Raw genomic sequence first — 14,257 nt, forward strand, 5'->3', positions numbered from 1 at the left:
TAACTCCGAACACAATTAAATGATTTAGAACAATATTTGCCCAAACTGGGGTGCCCTAGTTGACCGTGCCTGGTCTATTCAACTGTTATTATTATCGTCTTCAATGATCATTAGGCCTGGTAAAACGGCTGCAATGATTAACCGTTTACTGCATCTTTAAGTGCTTTGCCTGGCTTGAACGTAGGAATTCTGGCAGCTGGAATTTCGATGGGCTGACCAGTTTGTGGGTTACGGCCACTGCGAGCTGCACGATCTTTAACAGCAAAAGTACCAAAGCCGACTAATACTACTTGATCGTTTTGCTGCAGCGCACCGGTAACGGTTTCGATAACTGCATCCAAAGCTCGACCTGCTTGGGCTTTAGGAATGTCCGCTGAGGCGGCGATAGCGTCGATGAGTTCAGATTTGTTCACAAGACTCCCCTTATAAAAGAATTTTGTCTGCGGATTTTACCAAGGATCTTGGCACAATTTAGGGTGAAATATTTCGGCCTTAGGGCCGTTGAAGCCCCGTCCCTTGCGGCGGAGCAACTTTATACCAACTGCTAAAAAGGGCTGTCAAGCAGACCTCTCACGCTGCATGTAATTATTTTTTTGCAAGTCATTTTTACGGGCTTCTTATCTTATTTTTATGGCTATTTTATAAAATCTAATAACTTTGTCGTGCTCTAAATTGTGTCAGGTGTCACTCAACAGTGCACCCGACACAACCAAATTTAGTGCGTACTAAGTCGATCTGAATCATCTTCTTCTGGATCATCACACTTCGCAAGCTCAACATTTGCCGTGCCAGCACTTTCAGGTATTGGTTGAGGCATACGAACCAGAGCCAACTCCAGCACTTCGTCAATCCATTTAACACAGTGGATATCTAAATCCTCTTTGATGTTATCAGGTATTTCTTTGAGATCCCTTTCGTTTTCTTTTGGAATGACGATAGTGGTGATGCCACCACGATGTGCCGCCAGTAGTTTTTCTTTCAACCCACCAATTGGCAACACCTGTCCACGAAGGGTTATTTCCCCAGTCATGGCCACATCAGAGCGCACAGGTATATTCGTCAGCACTGAAACCAATGCGGTACACATCCCTATACCGGCACTGGGGCCGTCTTTGGGCGTGGCACCTTCCGGAACGTGTATATGTATATCATTTTTTTCGTGGAATTCAGGATTTATTCCAAGCAAATGAGACCGACTCCTCACAACCGTCAGAGCAGCTTGAATCGACTCCTGCATAACATCACCCAATGATCCAGTTCGAATCTGTCGGCCCTTACCGGCCACCGCTGCAGCCTCTATGGTGAGCAGCTCTCCACCGACAGAGGTCCAGGCCAAACCGGTGACTTGGCCAATGCGATCTTCGTCTTCCTTCTTGCCGTAATTAAACTTGCGAACACCACTGTACTCTTCCAAAAGCTCGGGAGATACAGTTACTAGGTCTAACGTTGCACTTAACACATTCTCTTTCACATGCTTGCGGCAAACTTTCGCGATCTCCCGCTCCAACCCTCGAACACCGGACTCTCGCGTGTAGTAGCGAATCAGGTGGCGTATTGACTCGTCGCTCATTTCGAGCTCTTGATCCTTAAGCCCGTTCATTTTTCTTTGCTTGGGTACAAGATACTGCTGGGCAATATTAAGTTTTTCGTCTTCGGTATAGCCAGGAATACGAATGACTTCCATTCTGTCCAAAAGCGGTGCGGGTATGTTCATAGAGTTGGAGGTGCAAATAAACAGCACATCAGACAGATCGTAATCCACTTCCAGATAGTGATCGTTAAAGGTGTTGTTCTGCTCTGGATCAAGCACTTCCAACAAGGCGGACGCCGGGTCTCCACGCATGTCGACACCCATTTTATCGATCTCGTCCAAAAGAAAGAGCGGGTTTTTTACACCGACTTTAGAGATTTTTTGCACTAACTTACCGGGCATTGAACCAATATAGGTGCGTCGATGACCGCGAATTTCTGCTTCATCTCTCACGCCACCCAATGCCATTCTGACAAATTTACGATTGGTTGCTTTGGCAATGGATTGCCCGAGAGAGGTTTTGCCCACGCCCGGCGGCCCCACCAGACACAAAACAGGGCCGCGAATTTTGTTTACCCGTGCTTGAACGGCCAGGTATTCCAAAATCCGTTCTTTCACTTCGTCCAAACCATAATGATCCTGATCAAGAATTTCTTTTGCCTTGCTCAGGTCATTGCGTACCTTGCTCTTTTTGCGCCAGGGGAGGTTCACCATCCAGTCCAGGTAGCTTCTTACCACCGTGGCTTCCGCTGACATGGGCGACATCATCTTTAACTTGTTCAGCTCGGAGCGAGTCTTCTCCTTTGCCTCTTTGGTCATACCGGACGATTCGATGCGTTTCTCAAAATCTTCCAGCTCGTTACCGCCCTCTTCCAGATCCCCAAGCTCTTTCTGAATGGCTTTCATTTGCTCATTCAAATAATACTCACGCTGGCTCTTCTCCATCTGCTTTTTAACGCGGCCGCGAATACGCTTCTCCACTTGCAACAGGTCGATTTCACCTTCCATCAGCGCCATCAGGTGATCGATGCGCTCACGGATGTCGAATATTTCGAGGATTCGCTGTTTGTCCTGGATTTTTAGTGCCAGATGCGCTGATATGGTGTCCGATAAACGCCCGGCTTCTTCAATGTTGCTAACCGAAGTCAGTATCTCTGACGCAACCTTTTTGCTCAGCTTTACATACTGTTCGAATTGCGAGAGCAGCGACCGTACCAGAACCTCTCCTTCGCGTTCGTCGATCTGAGAATGCGGCGTTTCGCGTATTTCAGCGCTCAGAAAACCATGATTCAAAGTTACATTTCTTGTAAAGGCCCGATCCGCCCCTTCAACCAGAACCTTCACCGTGCCGTCGGGGAGCTTTAATAGCTGCAGGATGGTGGCGACCGTACCTACTTGATACAGGTCACTGGGTGCAGGGTCGTCGTCAGACGCATTGACCTGAGCAACCAGAACAATTTGCTTGTCTGTCTCCATTGCCTCTTCGAGTGCCTTGATGGATTTCTCACGGCCCACGAACAAGGGGATCACCATGTGGGGATACACCACTACATCGCGCAAGGCCAGAAGAGGATATTGTTTTGATTCGCTGGGAAATGCCATTGCCAATACCTGCTATCAACGGGGTTTGACGGGCTGTGGGCTCTGCCGGACAGCCAGATATACGTATCTAATCACAATGGGGACAATGTGGCCCATAATCAAGGGATTAGATAAAAACTCTGAATAAAAAGGGGCCTTGTGGCCCCTTTTTAGCTTTGGGTTAGTGCTTAGTCGTCAGGAACGGCTTTCGCCTGGTCATTGTTCTCATAAATCATCAGCGGTTCTGATTCACCTTTGATAACCGCACCGTCTATAACAACCTTGACCAAGTTGGTCATGGAGGGTACGTCATACATGGTATCCAGCAGGACTGATTCCAGAATAGATCGCAGGCCACGAGCGCCGGTTTTACGCTCCATTGCTTTTTTAGCAACAGCGACAAGAGCATCTTCACGGAAATCCAGCACCACGTTATCCAACTCGAATAACTTGCTGTACTGTTTGGTGAGTGAGTTCTTGGGCTCGGTAAGAATCTGAACCAACGCTTCCTCATCCAGCTCTTCGAGGGTAGCGATGACGGGCAGACGCCCTACGAATTCAGGGATAAGGCCGTAGCGCACCAAATCTTCCGGTTCAACTTCCTTCAAAGTCTCGCCTACGTTCTTTTTATCTTCTTTGCTTTTCACCGTAGCGGAAAAACCAATGCCACTCTTTTCCGAACGGTCGCTGATTACTTTATCCAGGCCGGCGAATGCACCACCGCAAATAAACAGGATGTTGGAAGTATCAACTTGCAAAAATTCCTGCTGCGGGTGCTTGCGGCCGCCTTGCGGCGGTACCGATGCAACGGTACCTTCAATCAGTTTCAACAATGCTTGTTGTACACCTTCGCCTGAAACATCTCGGGTGATGGATGGGTTGTCTGATTTACGTGAAATTTTGTCGATCTCATCGATATAGACGATACCCATCTGGGCTTTTTCGACATCGTAATCACACTTCTGAAGCAATTTCTGGATAATATTTTCAACGTCCTCGCCTACATACCCGGCTTCCGTTAAGGTCGTTGCATCCGCAATCGTAAACGGTACATTCAAAAGACGAGCGAGCGTTTCTGCCAGCAGTGTTTTACCACTTCCGGTGGGGCCGATCAGCAGAATATTACTTTTGCCCAGCTCCACTTCTGCGCTACCGCCTTTTGCGGATTTTGCAGAGCCTGAACGAAGGCGCTTGTAGTGATTGTATACAGCAACCGAGAGCACTTTCTTGGCCCGTGACTGACCGATAACGTAATCGTCCAGAATATGCTTGATCTCTGTCGGCGTAGGGAGCTTGTCCGTAGAGCTATCGCTGCTTTCTTCTTGTACTTCTTCACGAATGATGTCGTTGCACAGGTCGACACATTCGTCGCAGATAAACACAGAGGGCCCAGCGATCAGCTTGCGCACTTCGTGCTGGCTTTTGCCACAAAAAGAGCAATACAACAGTTTGCCGCTGTCTTCGCCTTTGCCGTCTCTTTCGTCAGTCATTTACTTACCTCATCGGACCAGCATCTTCTTCTTTAGAAAGATGCAGCGAAAACCCCGTTTTTGCAAGTACGGGATTCCCGCATTTCTTAGAAATATTCTAGGTTTTGATCATAACCTTTTGAATTTAAAACTAACGCTTCTCAAGCACCTGGTCAACCAATCCATATTCTTTTGCATCATAAGCGCTCATGAAATTATCACGATCTGTATCTTGCTCGATCTTTTCAATCTTCTGCCCGGTATGGCCTGCGAGTATCTCATTCAGACGTCGCTTCATCTGGATGATTTCACGGGCGTGAATTTCGATGTCTGAGGCCTGGCCTTGGAATCCACCTAGCGGCTGATGAATCATCACCCTGGAGTTCGGTAGACAATAACGCTTGCCTGCGGCACCCGCCGTGAGCAGCAGTGACCCCATGGAACACGCCTGACCTATACACATTGTAGACACATCGGGTTTGATGAACTGCATGGTGTCGTAAATGGCCATCCCTGCAGTCACCGAGCCACCGGGTGAGTTGATATAGAAATGGATGTCTTTGTCGGGGTTTTCAGATTCCATAAACAGAAGCTGAGCAACAATCAGGTTCGCCATGTGGTCTTCGACTTGACCCACCATGAAAATAACGCGTTCTTTCAATAAGCGGGAATAGATATCGAAGGATCGTTCCCCCCTGGCTGTCTGCTCTATAACCATTGGCACCAGGCCAGTATTAAGGATTGGGTTGCGATCCAACAGCTCTTCGTATCGGTGGGACATGTCGTAATCCTTACAATTGCGAGTAATGTTATGGTCTTATGGCAAATGATACATCTTCAAAATGCTAGATGGGGCCTTTGTAAGGTATTTCAATACCTTGGCTCACTTTTATTAACTATAGCGCCTATACCACCAGTATCACATGCTTTGAGCAAAAAAAAACGCGACCAATATGGCCGCGTTCTTTTGGAGCAGTCTAAAGCTTATTCAGCTTCATCCTGAGGCTGCTTTACGGCCTCTTCGTAGCTCATTTTTTGATCAGCAACAGTGGCTTGCTCTAGAATTACATCAACCACTTGATCTTCCAGCACCATCGCTTCTACTTGCTGGAGCATTTGCTCATTTTCGTAGTAATAAGCAACTACTTGCTCAGGATTCTCGTATGGCTGAGCCATCTCCTCGATAGTGCTGCGCACACGAGTGGCATCTGCCTTGATTTCCTTATCCTTGATCAGCTCACCCAGTACCAATGCCAACTTAACAGCACGGTTAGCCTGACCTTCGAATAGCTCTGCCGGTAGCATGCTCATATCGAAGTTCTGCCCGCCGCCGAATTGTTGCAGCATTTGCTGACGCTGACGGTTGATTTCAGAATCAAGCAGCGCCTTGGGCACATCGAGTTCGTTATGCTCAAGAACACCGTCCATCACTGCTTTCTTAACACGGTTTTTAACCGCATTTTTGAGCTCGCGCTCCATGTTCTTACGGATTTCTACGCGGAACTCGTCCAGGTTGGAATCGTCTTTCTGCGTGAAGTTTTTGATGAATTCTTCATTCACTTCAGGCAGTGAGCGCGCAGAAACGCTGTTCACGGTGATTTTAAACTGGACTGGCTGACCTTTCAGTTCTTCGGAGTGATAATCCTCGGGGAAAGTAACGTCGATTACTTTCTCGTCACCTTTTGACATGCCGACGATACCATCTTCAAAGCCTGGAATCATGCTGCCGGAACCCAATACCAGGTCCTGGCCTTCTGCTGTGCCGCCGTCAAAGGCTACGCCTTCTTTGGTGCCTTCAAAGTTGATGTTAACCTGATCTCCATCGGCAGCAGCACGCTCGACTTCAGCAAAGCTGGCACGTTGTTCACGCAGGCGCTCGATCATGGCATCGATATCGGATTCTTCGATTTCGGCAATCGGGCGTACTACAGAGATCTTATCCAGACCTTGAACCTGCACTTCGGGGTACACTTCAAATGTCGCCACAAACTCCAGGTCATGGCCTGGCTCATCTTTGGTGCGCTCAATAGAAGGGTAACCTGCAGGATTCAGTGATTCTTTAGTGACGGCGTCATAAAAGGAGTTGCTGACAACTTCACCAATGACTTCTTCGCGAATGGATTTGCCAAAGCGACGACGCACCTCTTTAAGAGGTACTTTGCCCGGACGGAAACCATCGATTCGAACACGCTGAGCGGCGTCCTTTAATTTCTCGTCAACGGCAGTGTCGATTTTATCAGCTGGAACTCCAACGGTCAGTCGACGCTCAAGTCCAGAGGTGGTTTCCACAGAAACTTGCATAGTAACCTCACCTTTCGGTTGTGTGCTCTGAAAACAAGAAACCGGCAATATCCGCAGGACATTACCGGTCTCGATTTTTACCCCCAACCGATGCCGATCAAATCAGCATCCGGGAAAATGGGGTGGACGATGGGGCTCGAACCCACGACCACCGGAATCACAATCCGGGGCTCTACCAACTGAGCTACGCCCACCAGCAAACTTTCAATCAAACCCGAGTACTCTACCCGTTTTGACACTTCAGATGAAGAGGCTGGCGCGCCCGGCAGGACTCGAACCTGCAACCCTCGGCTTAGAAGGCCGATGCTCTATCCGGTTGAGCTACGAGCGCATTAACTCGAGTACACTGCTAATCATCTGAATTAACTAAACTTTATGGTCGGGGCAGAGGGATTCGAACCCCCGACATCCTGCTCCCAAAGCAGGCGCGCTACCAGACTGCGCTATGCCCCGTTTCTACACCTCAACGGTGAAGAGGGCCGCATGATATACATCCCAAATGCACACGTCAAACACTTTCATAAAATTCAATGAGATCAATCCCTTGATGGCAGATCTTTACCCCATGACATCTATAATGAGACAATACCGGCCCTGAATTACCGCGGCCCACCGGCCCGCTGATTATTGACCTTTACTTGCCTGGAAACTGACTTCGAACTATGACTGCGAACATCATTGACGGTACTGCCATTGCTGCCAATCTGAAAGCTGATATTAAAAGTGCCGTTGCATCGCGCATTAGCGAAGGAAAACGCGCACCTGGGCTGGCGGTGATCTTGGTGGGTGCTGATCCAGCCTCTAACGTTTATGTAAGTAAAAAACGCCAGTCTTGTGAGGAAGTGGGTTTTGTCTCCAAATCTTATGATCTACCGGCAGACACTACCCAAACAGCCCTAAACGAGCTTGTTGAAGAGCTAAATAGCGATCCTGAAATCGACGGCATACTGGTCCAGCTGCCCTTGCCGCCACACCTCGATGACAAAACCATCATCAATGCGATTCGCCCGGATAAAGATGTTGACGGCTTTCACCCATACAATATGGGTCGCTTGGCACAACGCATTCCCCTGCTCCGACCCTGTACCCCCAAAGGGATTATGAAGCTGATCGAATCTACCGGTGTTTCATTGTACGGCTTGGATGCGGTTATAGTTGGTGCGTCCAATATTGTGGGCCGCCCCATGGGTCTGGAGCTTTTGCTTGCAGGTTGCACTGTTACCACATGCCACAGGTTCACCAAAGACCTGAAAGCACATGTTGGCCGCGCCGATTTGTTGGTGGTTGCAGTCGGGAAATCTGAATTCCTACCGGGCGACTGGGTAAAACCCGGTGCAATCGTAATTGATGTTGGCATTAATCGTTGCGCTGATGGCAAGCTAAGGGGTGATATTGAATTTGGAAAAGCAGCTGAGCGGGCCGCCTGGATAACCCCAGTACCTGGCGGTGTTGGGCCAATGACCGTTGCTACTCTGCTGGAAAACACGCTGATTGCTGCACGCGATCTACACCCATAAGTTATACGACAATCTAAGTTAAACCCAAACACTCAACCGACGGGAAAGTAAAATGGATGCAATTCTAGTTATTCTTCACACCAGCATGGGCGACATCAAACTTGAGCTGAACAAAGAAAAGGCTCCTGTTACCGTGGAGAACTTCGTAAATTACGTCAATGATGGCCACTACAACGATACAGTGTTTCATCGTGTTATTAATGGTTTCATGGTTCAAGGTGGTGGCTTTGATAAAGACATGCAGCAAAAGCCCACCAATGCCCCCATTAAAAATGAAGCCAACAATGGCCTTAAAAATGAAGTGGGCACAGTGGCCATGGCGCGCACCCAGGATCCCCACTCCGCTTCGGCGCAGTTCTTTATTAACGTAAAAGATAACGACTTCTTGAACTTCTCTGGTGAAAACATGCAGGGCTGGGGATACGCGGTATTCGGTAAAGTCGTGGACGGTATGGATGTAGTTGATCAAATCAAAGCGGTAAAAACTGGCCGCCACGGTTTCCATCAAGACGTGCCAATGGAGCCCGTATTCATTGAAACGGCCGAGGTTGTTACCAAGTAACCATGCAGACACCTATGCAGACCTTGCTTGTATCAGACCTGCATTTGGAAGATAACCGCCCGGACATCACCCGGGCGTTTTTTCATCTTCTGGATCAATTTGAGGGAAAGGTCGCTCGCCTTTTTATTCTCGGTGACTTCTTTGAAATATGGCTTGGCGATGACGTGCTCACTAAAACCGCGCAACAGGTTGCCCAACGGTTACAGAGTTTCTCTGCGTCCGGCACTGAAGTGTTTATCATGCATGGCAACAGGGACTTTCTGATTGGAAGTCACTACGCTGCCAGCTGCGGCGCGAGCCTATTAGCAGACCCTGCGACACTGAACATCGCTGGCCGCCCTTGCCTTCTCATGCATGGTGATACGCTGTGCATTGATGATACAGAGTACATGAACTTCAGGAAAATGGTCCGCAACCCCGCTTGGCAGGCCGCTTTTCTAGGAAAAACTGTTGCCGAACGCATTGCATTCGGCAGGCAGGCACGAAGCCAAAGCCAGCAAGACACTAAAAACAAAAGCTATGAAATCCTGGATGTGAATCAGGATGAAGTGGTTCGGATTTGCTCCGAAAGCAATGTGCCGCTACTCATTCACGGCCACACCCACCGACCCGCCCGACATAAAGTTGAAACGGATAATGGATCTTGCGAACGCATCGTGCTTGGCGATTGGCATGAAAAAGGCTGGTATATTTTGGCAGGTGAGCACAGCCTTGAATTGATTGACTTTGAATTCCCACAATAGAGGTCTGCAATCGGTTGCCGTCAGATCATGAGCCGATTGCAGGCACGCCACTATGAAAACGGAATTCAGTGTCATCCGACTCGATCAGGTCTTTTTCGATATCTCTGAACTCGTGGACTCTCTGGTCGATCGACTCATGCGCGTATTCTTTTGCCAAATTCAAGTAGTCTTCAAAGTGGCGGCTTTCTGATTTGAGCAGGAACTGATAATACTTGCCGATATCCTGAGTGTCAGGGTTCTCGATCAGATAGGGTGCCAACGCCTCAAAGCGCTCACAGGAGCGGGCCTCTATAAAGGCACCGATGATCAAAGTATCCACTAGCTTTTCAGGTTCGGTATGACGAATGTGTTTACGCAGCCCCATGGCATAGCGGGCGGGCGTCATGTGATCGTATTGAACACCATGCTTTGTCATCAGTTCTAACACTTGCTCAAAATGAAGCAGCTCTTCTCGGGCCAGTTGAGACAATTTAGTAAGCAAATTGCTACGATCAACGTATCTAAACAGCAGATTGAGGGCTGTGGACGCGGCTTTTTTCTCACAATGAGCATGATCAATCAAAAGTGTTGGCAAGTTCTCCAGAGCAACTTCAATCCAGCGTTTGGGGGTTGCGCACCCCAGAAATGTGCGGACTTCACTCATCTCAGCCATTTTACCGTACCTGATTTCATTATTGAGCGCAGGATTATACGGATACCATAGAGCGAAATCGATTTTTATCCTATTCTATGACCCTTCGAATTCTAGTGGGGTTAATCACCACGGTGAGCAAGCAAGTAGAAGACCAAGACATTAAAGGGTCTGTATTAGTATTTTTTGTGAAGTTGATCGGTTGGTTGCCCTTACCTGTCGCCGGGAGCTTAGGACACATCCTGGGCCATTTGGTGTGGATGTTTGCCGCCACACCAAAGAAAGTCACCTTAAAGAATTTGGAACTATGCTATCCAGACCTTAGCGAGCATGAACGCAGAAAACTGGGCAAGGCCTCCATGCTCGAAACCATCCGTACCGCGTTTGAAGTTGCTACTGCGTGGAACCAACCACCCGAAAAACTGCTCAAACTGATTACCCATGCCTGCGGTGAAGAGCTGTTGAATGAAGCGCTTGAGCAAAAGAAGGGCATTGTGTTCATAGTGCCCCATTTCGGCAACTGGGAGCTGGCAAATTATTACATGGCCAGCAAATGTCGCCTGTTGGCCATGTACAAACCCGCAGAGTCCGCCGCCCTGGATAAAATGATCTATAAGGCGCGCTCGCAGAACACGCAAATGGTTGCTGCCGACCGGCGTGGTGTAGTGGCCCTGTATCGGGCGCTCCCCTCCGGTATGGCCACAGGTGTGTTGCCAGACCAGGAGCCCACGGTTAAAAGTGGTGTGTGGGTGCCCTTTTTCGGCGTCACAGCACTGACCCCCAGGCTGGTTAGCAAAATCACTAACGACACCAATTCAATCGCCATTGGCTTCGGTTGTCAGCGTAACCCTGACGGCAAATCCTTCCATGTTTTCTACGAGCCAGTGGATGCTGATTTCTACAGTGATGACATTATGGTGTCCGCCGCCGCCATGAATCGTTGCGTAGAAAGAATAATCAATCGCGACCCCAAGCAGTATCAATGGGAATACAAACGCTTCAAACGACGCCCAAACAGAGAGCCAGGTTTCTACAAGTGACTATCCGGTCATATGCTATTTTGGCTTCATCTGCCTTTATATCAATAGGTTATGTGTAAAACCTCAAGTGAAGACGAAAGTATAGGCTGCTGTAAACTGATTTGAAGTTTGATATAATGCGCGCGCAAAATTTTCGGTATCGAAGGCCCACCTATTATCCATGTGGGTTTACGCTGGCTGGCAATATCCAGCCCAACGCAATCGAAGTCACACTGTAGAGAGGTCATACCGTGCTCGAAGCTTATCGTAATCATGTTGAAGAACGCGCCGCCCAAGGCATCCCACCGAAGCCATTGGACGAGAAGCAAACCGCCGAACTGGTGGAATTGCTAAAAAACCCACCTGCCGGAGAAGAAGATTTTCTAGTAGAGCTTTTGACCTATCGTGTTCCTGCTGGTGTTGACCAAGCAGCCTACGTTAAAGCCGGTTTCCTGACAGCAGTCGCCAAAGGTGAGGCTACCTCCCCTCTAATAGACAAAAAGAAAGCAACTGAGTTGCTGGGTACGATGCTGGGCGGTTATAACGTTGAACCGCTGATTAGCCTGCTGGATGACGCCGAAGTGGGCGATATTGCGGTTGCTGCGCTCTCCAAAACACTGCTGGTGTTTGATACGTTCCACGATGTTGTAGAGAAGTCCAAAGCCAGCGCCAATGCCAAGAAAGTATTAGAATCCTGGGCGAATGGCGAGTGGTTCACCAGCAAACCTGAACTGCCCGAAAAGCTCACTATTACTGTATTCAAAGTGACTGGCGAAACCAATACTGATGACCTCTCACCTGCTCAGGACGCTTGGTCTCGCCCTGACATTCCACTGCATGCTAACGCCATGCTGAAGAACGAGCGCGACGGCATCACCCCTGAAAAGCCCGGTGAAATCGGCCCAATCAGTCAAATTGAAGCACTGAAAGCCAAAGGCCACACGGTTGCCTACGTCGGTGACGTTGTGGGTACGGGATCTTCCCGCAAGTCTGCAACCAACTCTGTATTGTGGTTCACCGGTGACGACATCCCGTTTGTTCCAAACAAGCGTCAAGGCGGTATTTGTATCGGTAGCAAAATTGCACCTATCTTCTTCAACACCATGGAAGATGCCGGAGCACTGCCGTTTGAAGCAGACGTCTCCAACCTGAACATGGGTGATGTTGTTGATATCTACACCTATGAAGGCAAGATCAAAAAGCATGGTACTGATGAAGTCATATCTGAGTTTGAACTGAAATCAGACGTACTGTTGGACGAGGTACGTGCTGGCGGCCGTATCAACCTGATCATTGGTCGTGGGCTTACCAACCGTGCTCGCGAAGCGCTGGGCATGGGCGCGACTGACTTGTTCCGCTCTCCGGTTGCCGTAGCCGATTCCAGCAAAGGTTTCACTCTGGCACAGAAAATGGTTGGCAAAGCCTGTGGCGTGGATGGTGTTCGCCCTGGTCAATACTGCGAACCACGCATGACCACTGTTGGATCTCAGGATACCACCGGCCCCATGACTCGAGATGAGCTGAAAGATTTGGCGTGCCTTGGCTTTTCTGCCGATCTCACCATGCAGTCTTTCTGTCACACCGCCGCTTATCCCAAGCCTGTTGACGTTGAAATGCAACACACCCTGCCCGACTTTATTATGAATCGCGGTGGTGTTTCCCTGCGCCCTGGCGACGGCATCATTCACAGCTGGCTCAACCGTATGCTACTGCCTGACACCGTAGGAACCGGTGGTGATTCACACACCCGTTTCCCCATCGGTATTTCGTTCCCTGCTGGTTCTGGTCTGGTAGCGTTCGCAGCGGCCACCGGTGTTATGCCGTTGGATATGCCTGAGTCTGTGCTGGTACGCTTTACCGGTACCCGTCAGCCTGGCATCACCCTGCGCGATCTGGTACATGCGATTCCTTTGTATGCGATCAAAGATGGCCTGCTGACTGTTGAGAAGAAAGGCAAAAAGAACATCTTCTCTGGCCGCGTTCTGGAAATCGAAGGTTTGGAAGATCTGACCGTTGAGCAAGCATTTGAATTGTCGGATGCGTCTGCAGAACGTTCTGCTGCTGGTTGTACCATCACGCTGTCCGAAGACTCCGTTGCAGAGTACCTGAAATCCAACATCACTCTGTTGAAGTGGATGATTTCCAATGGCTACGGCGCAGCCCGCACACTGGAACGTCGTATTCGCGGTATGGAAGAGTGGCTGGCTAACCCAAGCCTGATGCGTGCTGACGCAGATGCTGAGTACAACTCAGTTATCGAAATCAACATGGACGAAATAAAAGAACCTATCCTGTGCTGCCCTAACGATCCAGACGATGCTAAAACCCTGTCTGACGTTGCTGGTGACAAGATTGATGAAGTATTTATCGGTTCGTGCATGACCAACATTGGTCACTTCCGTGCTGCCGGTAAACTATTAGAGAAGATTCCCAGTGGCTCCCTGAGCACTCGTCTATGGTTGGCTCCGCCTACCAAGATGGATGAGCATCAGCTGATGGAAGAAGGTTACTACAATATTTTCGGCCGTGCCGGAGCACGAACCGAAATGCCAGGATGCTCGCTGTGCATGGGTAACCAAGCCCGCGTTGCACCTAACACCACTGTAGTGTCCACCTCTACCCGTAACTTCCCTAACCGCTTGGGGCAGGGTTCAAACGTGTATCTGGGTTCTGCTGAATTGGCGTCTGTTGCTGCAGTGCTGGGCAAGTTGCCTACTGCTGAAGAGTACATGGTTTACGCGAAAGATATCGACAGCATGGCTGCAGATATCTACCGCTACATGAACTTCGACAAAATGCCAGAGTATCAGGAAGTAGCTGATAAAGTGAAAATCCCGATGGCACAAGAAGGTTAAACAGCGGTAAAGCCTTAACCCACAAAAAAGCCTCGCATTGCGAGGCTT

11 protein-coding genes and 3 tRNA genes are annotated in these 14,257 nt (G+C 49.1%); 5 read left to right on the plus strand and 9 right to left on the minus strand.

Annotated elements, in window-relative coordinates:
• Positions 1-137 precede the first annotated feature (137 nt).
• The 8 genes from Kalk_RS01460 to Kalk_RS01495 all read right to left on the minus strand — a co-directional run bounded on the left by Kalk_RS01460 (position 138) and on the right by Kalk_RS01495 (position 7,335).
• The gene (locus Kalk_RS01460) at positions 138-413 is read right to left on the minus strand and encodes an HU family DNA-binding protein (protein ID WP_101892517.1); all 276 of its coding nucleotides are present in this window, start codon (positions 411-413) and stop codon (positions 138-140) included.
• A 302-nt stretch (positions 414-715) separates the two neighbouring features.
• Positions 716-3,133, minus strand: coding sequence for an endopeptidase La (gene lon, locus Kalk_RS01465; RefSeq protein ID WP_101892518.1), 2,418 nt, complete (start codon positions 3,131-3,133; stop codon positions 716-718).
• 167 nt (positions 3,134-3,300) lie between these two features.
• Entirely contained in the window at positions 3,301-4,602 is a 1,302-nt protein-coding gene (clpX, locus tag Kalk_RS01470; protein ID WP_101892519.1) for an ATP-dependent Clp protease ATP-binding subunit ClpX, read from the minus strand.
• Between the two features lie 130 nt (positions 4,603-4,732).
• The gene (gene clpP / locus Kalk_RS01475; RefSeq protein WP_101892520.1) at positions 4,733-5,362 is read right to left on the minus strand and encodes an ATP-dependent Clp endopeptidase proteolytic subunit ClpP; all 630 of its coding nucleotides are present in this window, start codon (positions 5,360-5,362) and stop codon (positions 4,733-4,735) included.
• 203 nt (positions 5,363-5,565) lie between these two features.
• Entirely contained in the window at positions 5,566-6,882 is a 1,317-nt protein-coding gene (tig, locus tag Kalk_RS01480) for a trigger factor (protein WP_101892521.1), read from the minus strand.
• Between the two features lie 118 nt (positions 6,883-7,000).
• Positions 7,001-7,076: transfer RNA gene (locus Kalk_RS01485), tRNA-His, on the minus strand.
• Positions 7,077-7,136: 60 nt separating this feature from the next.
• A tRNA-Arg gene (locus Kalk_RS01490) sits at positions 7,137-7,213 on the minus strand.
• A gap of 45 nt (positions 7,214-7,258) precedes the next feature.
• Positions 7,259-7,335 (minus strand) — tRNA-Pro (locus tag Kalk_RS01495).
• A 209-nt stretch (positions 7,336-7,544) separates the two neighbouring features.
• On the opposite strand from Kalk_RS01495, the gene folD reads away from it, so the two are divergent.
• From folD to Kalk_RS01510, 3 genes are read left to right on the plus strand one after another with little or no spacing between them, the layout of a single operon-like run.
• Positions 7,545-8,399, plus strand: a complete 855-nt coding sequence (gene folD, locus Kalk_RS01500; protein ID WP_101892522.1) for a bifunctional methylenetetrahydrofolate dehydrogenase/methenyltetrahydrofolate cyclohydrolase FolD — start codon at positions 7,545-7,547, stop codon at positions 8,397-8,399.
• Positions 8,400-8,451: 52 nt separating this feature from the next.
• Positions 8,452-8,961: a peptidylprolyl isomerase gene (locus Kalk_RS01505; protein ID WP_101892523.1), complete on the plus strand. Its 510-nt coding sequence runs from the start codon at positions 8,452-8,454 to the stop codon at positions 8,959-8,961.
• Positions 8,962-8,975: 14 nt separating this feature from the next.
• Positions 8,976-9,704 (plus strand): UDP-2,3-diacylglucosamine diphosphatase, encoded by a 729-nt coding sequence (locus tag Kalk_RS01510; RefSeq protein ID WP_101892524.1) that lies wholly within the window; start codon positions 8,976-8,978, stop codon positions 9,702-9,704.
• Between the two features lie 25 nt (positions 9,705-9,729).
• Here the strand turns inward: Kalk_RS01510 and miaE are convergent, their stop codons facing one another.
• Positions 9,730-10,356 (minus strand): tRNA-(ms[2]io[6]A)-hydroxylase, encoded by a 627-nt coding sequence (gene miaE / locus Kalk_RS01515; RefSeq protein ID WP_101892525.1) that lies wholly within the window; start codon positions 10,354-10,356, stop codon positions 9,730-9,732.
• Positions 10,357-10,469: 113 nt separating this feature from the next.
• Between miaE and Kalk_RS01520 the strand changes: the two genes are divergently transcribed.
• Both Kalk_RS01520 and acnB read left to right on the plus strand, forming a co-directional pair.
• Positions 10,470-11,375, plus strand: a complete 906-nt coding sequence (locus Kalk_RS01520) for a lysophospholipid acyltransferase family protein (RefSeq protein WP_158643257.1) — start codon at positions 10,470-10,472, stop codon at positions 11,373-11,375.
• Positions 11,376-11,605: 230 nt separating this feature from the next.
• Positions 11,606-14,209: a bifunctional aconitate hydratase 2/2-methylisocitrate dehydratase gene (gene acnB, locus Kalk_RS01525; protein WP_101892527.1), complete on the plus strand. Its 2,604-nt coding sequence runs from the start codon at positions 11,606-11,608 to the stop codon at positions 14,207-14,209.
• Positions 14,210-14,257 lie beyond the last annotated feature (48 nt).

Source organism: Ketobacter alkanivorans (assembly GCF_002863865.1).
In the GTDB taxonomy this organism is placed as follows: domain Bacteria; phylum Pseudomonadota; class Gammaproteobacteria; order Pseudomonadales; family Ketobacteraceae; genus Ketobacter; species Ketobacter alkanivorans.

What these genes read in the sequence shown, in the direction of transcription:
- Kalk_RS01505 (WP_101892523.1), top strand. Translation starts at nt 8,452, where the DNA reads ATGGATGCAATTCTAGTTATTCTTCACACCAGCATGGGCGACATCAAA.
- lon (WP_101892518.1), bottom strand. Translation starts at nt 3,133, where the DNA reads ATGGCATTTCCCAGCGAATCAAAACAATATCCTCTTCTGGCCTTGCGC.
- tig (WP_101892521.1), bottom strand. Translation starts at nt 6,882, where the DNA reads ATGCAAGTTTCTGTGGAAACCACCTCTGGACTTGAGCGTCGACTGACC.
- folD (WP_101892522.1), top strand. Translation starts at nt 7,545, where the DNA reads ATGACTGCGAACATCATTGACGGTACTGCCATTGCTGCCAATCTGAAA.
- miaE (WP_101892525.1), bottom strand. Translation starts at nt 10,356, where the DNA reads ATGGCTGAGATGAGTGAAGTCCGCACATTTCTGGGGTGCGCAACCCCC.
- clpX (WP_101892519.1), bottom strand. Translation starts at nt 4,602, where the DNA reads ATGACTGACGAAAGAGACGGCAAAGGCGAAGACAGCGGCAAACTGTTG.
- clpP (WP_101892520.1), bottom strand. Translation starts at nt 5,362, where the DNA reads ATGTCCCACCGATACGAAGAGCTGTTGGATCGCAACCCAATCCTTAAT.
- Kalk_RS01510 (WP_101892524.1), top strand. Translation starts at nt 8,976, where the DNA reads ATGCAGACCTTGCTTGTATCAGACCTGCATTTGGAAGATAACCGCCCG.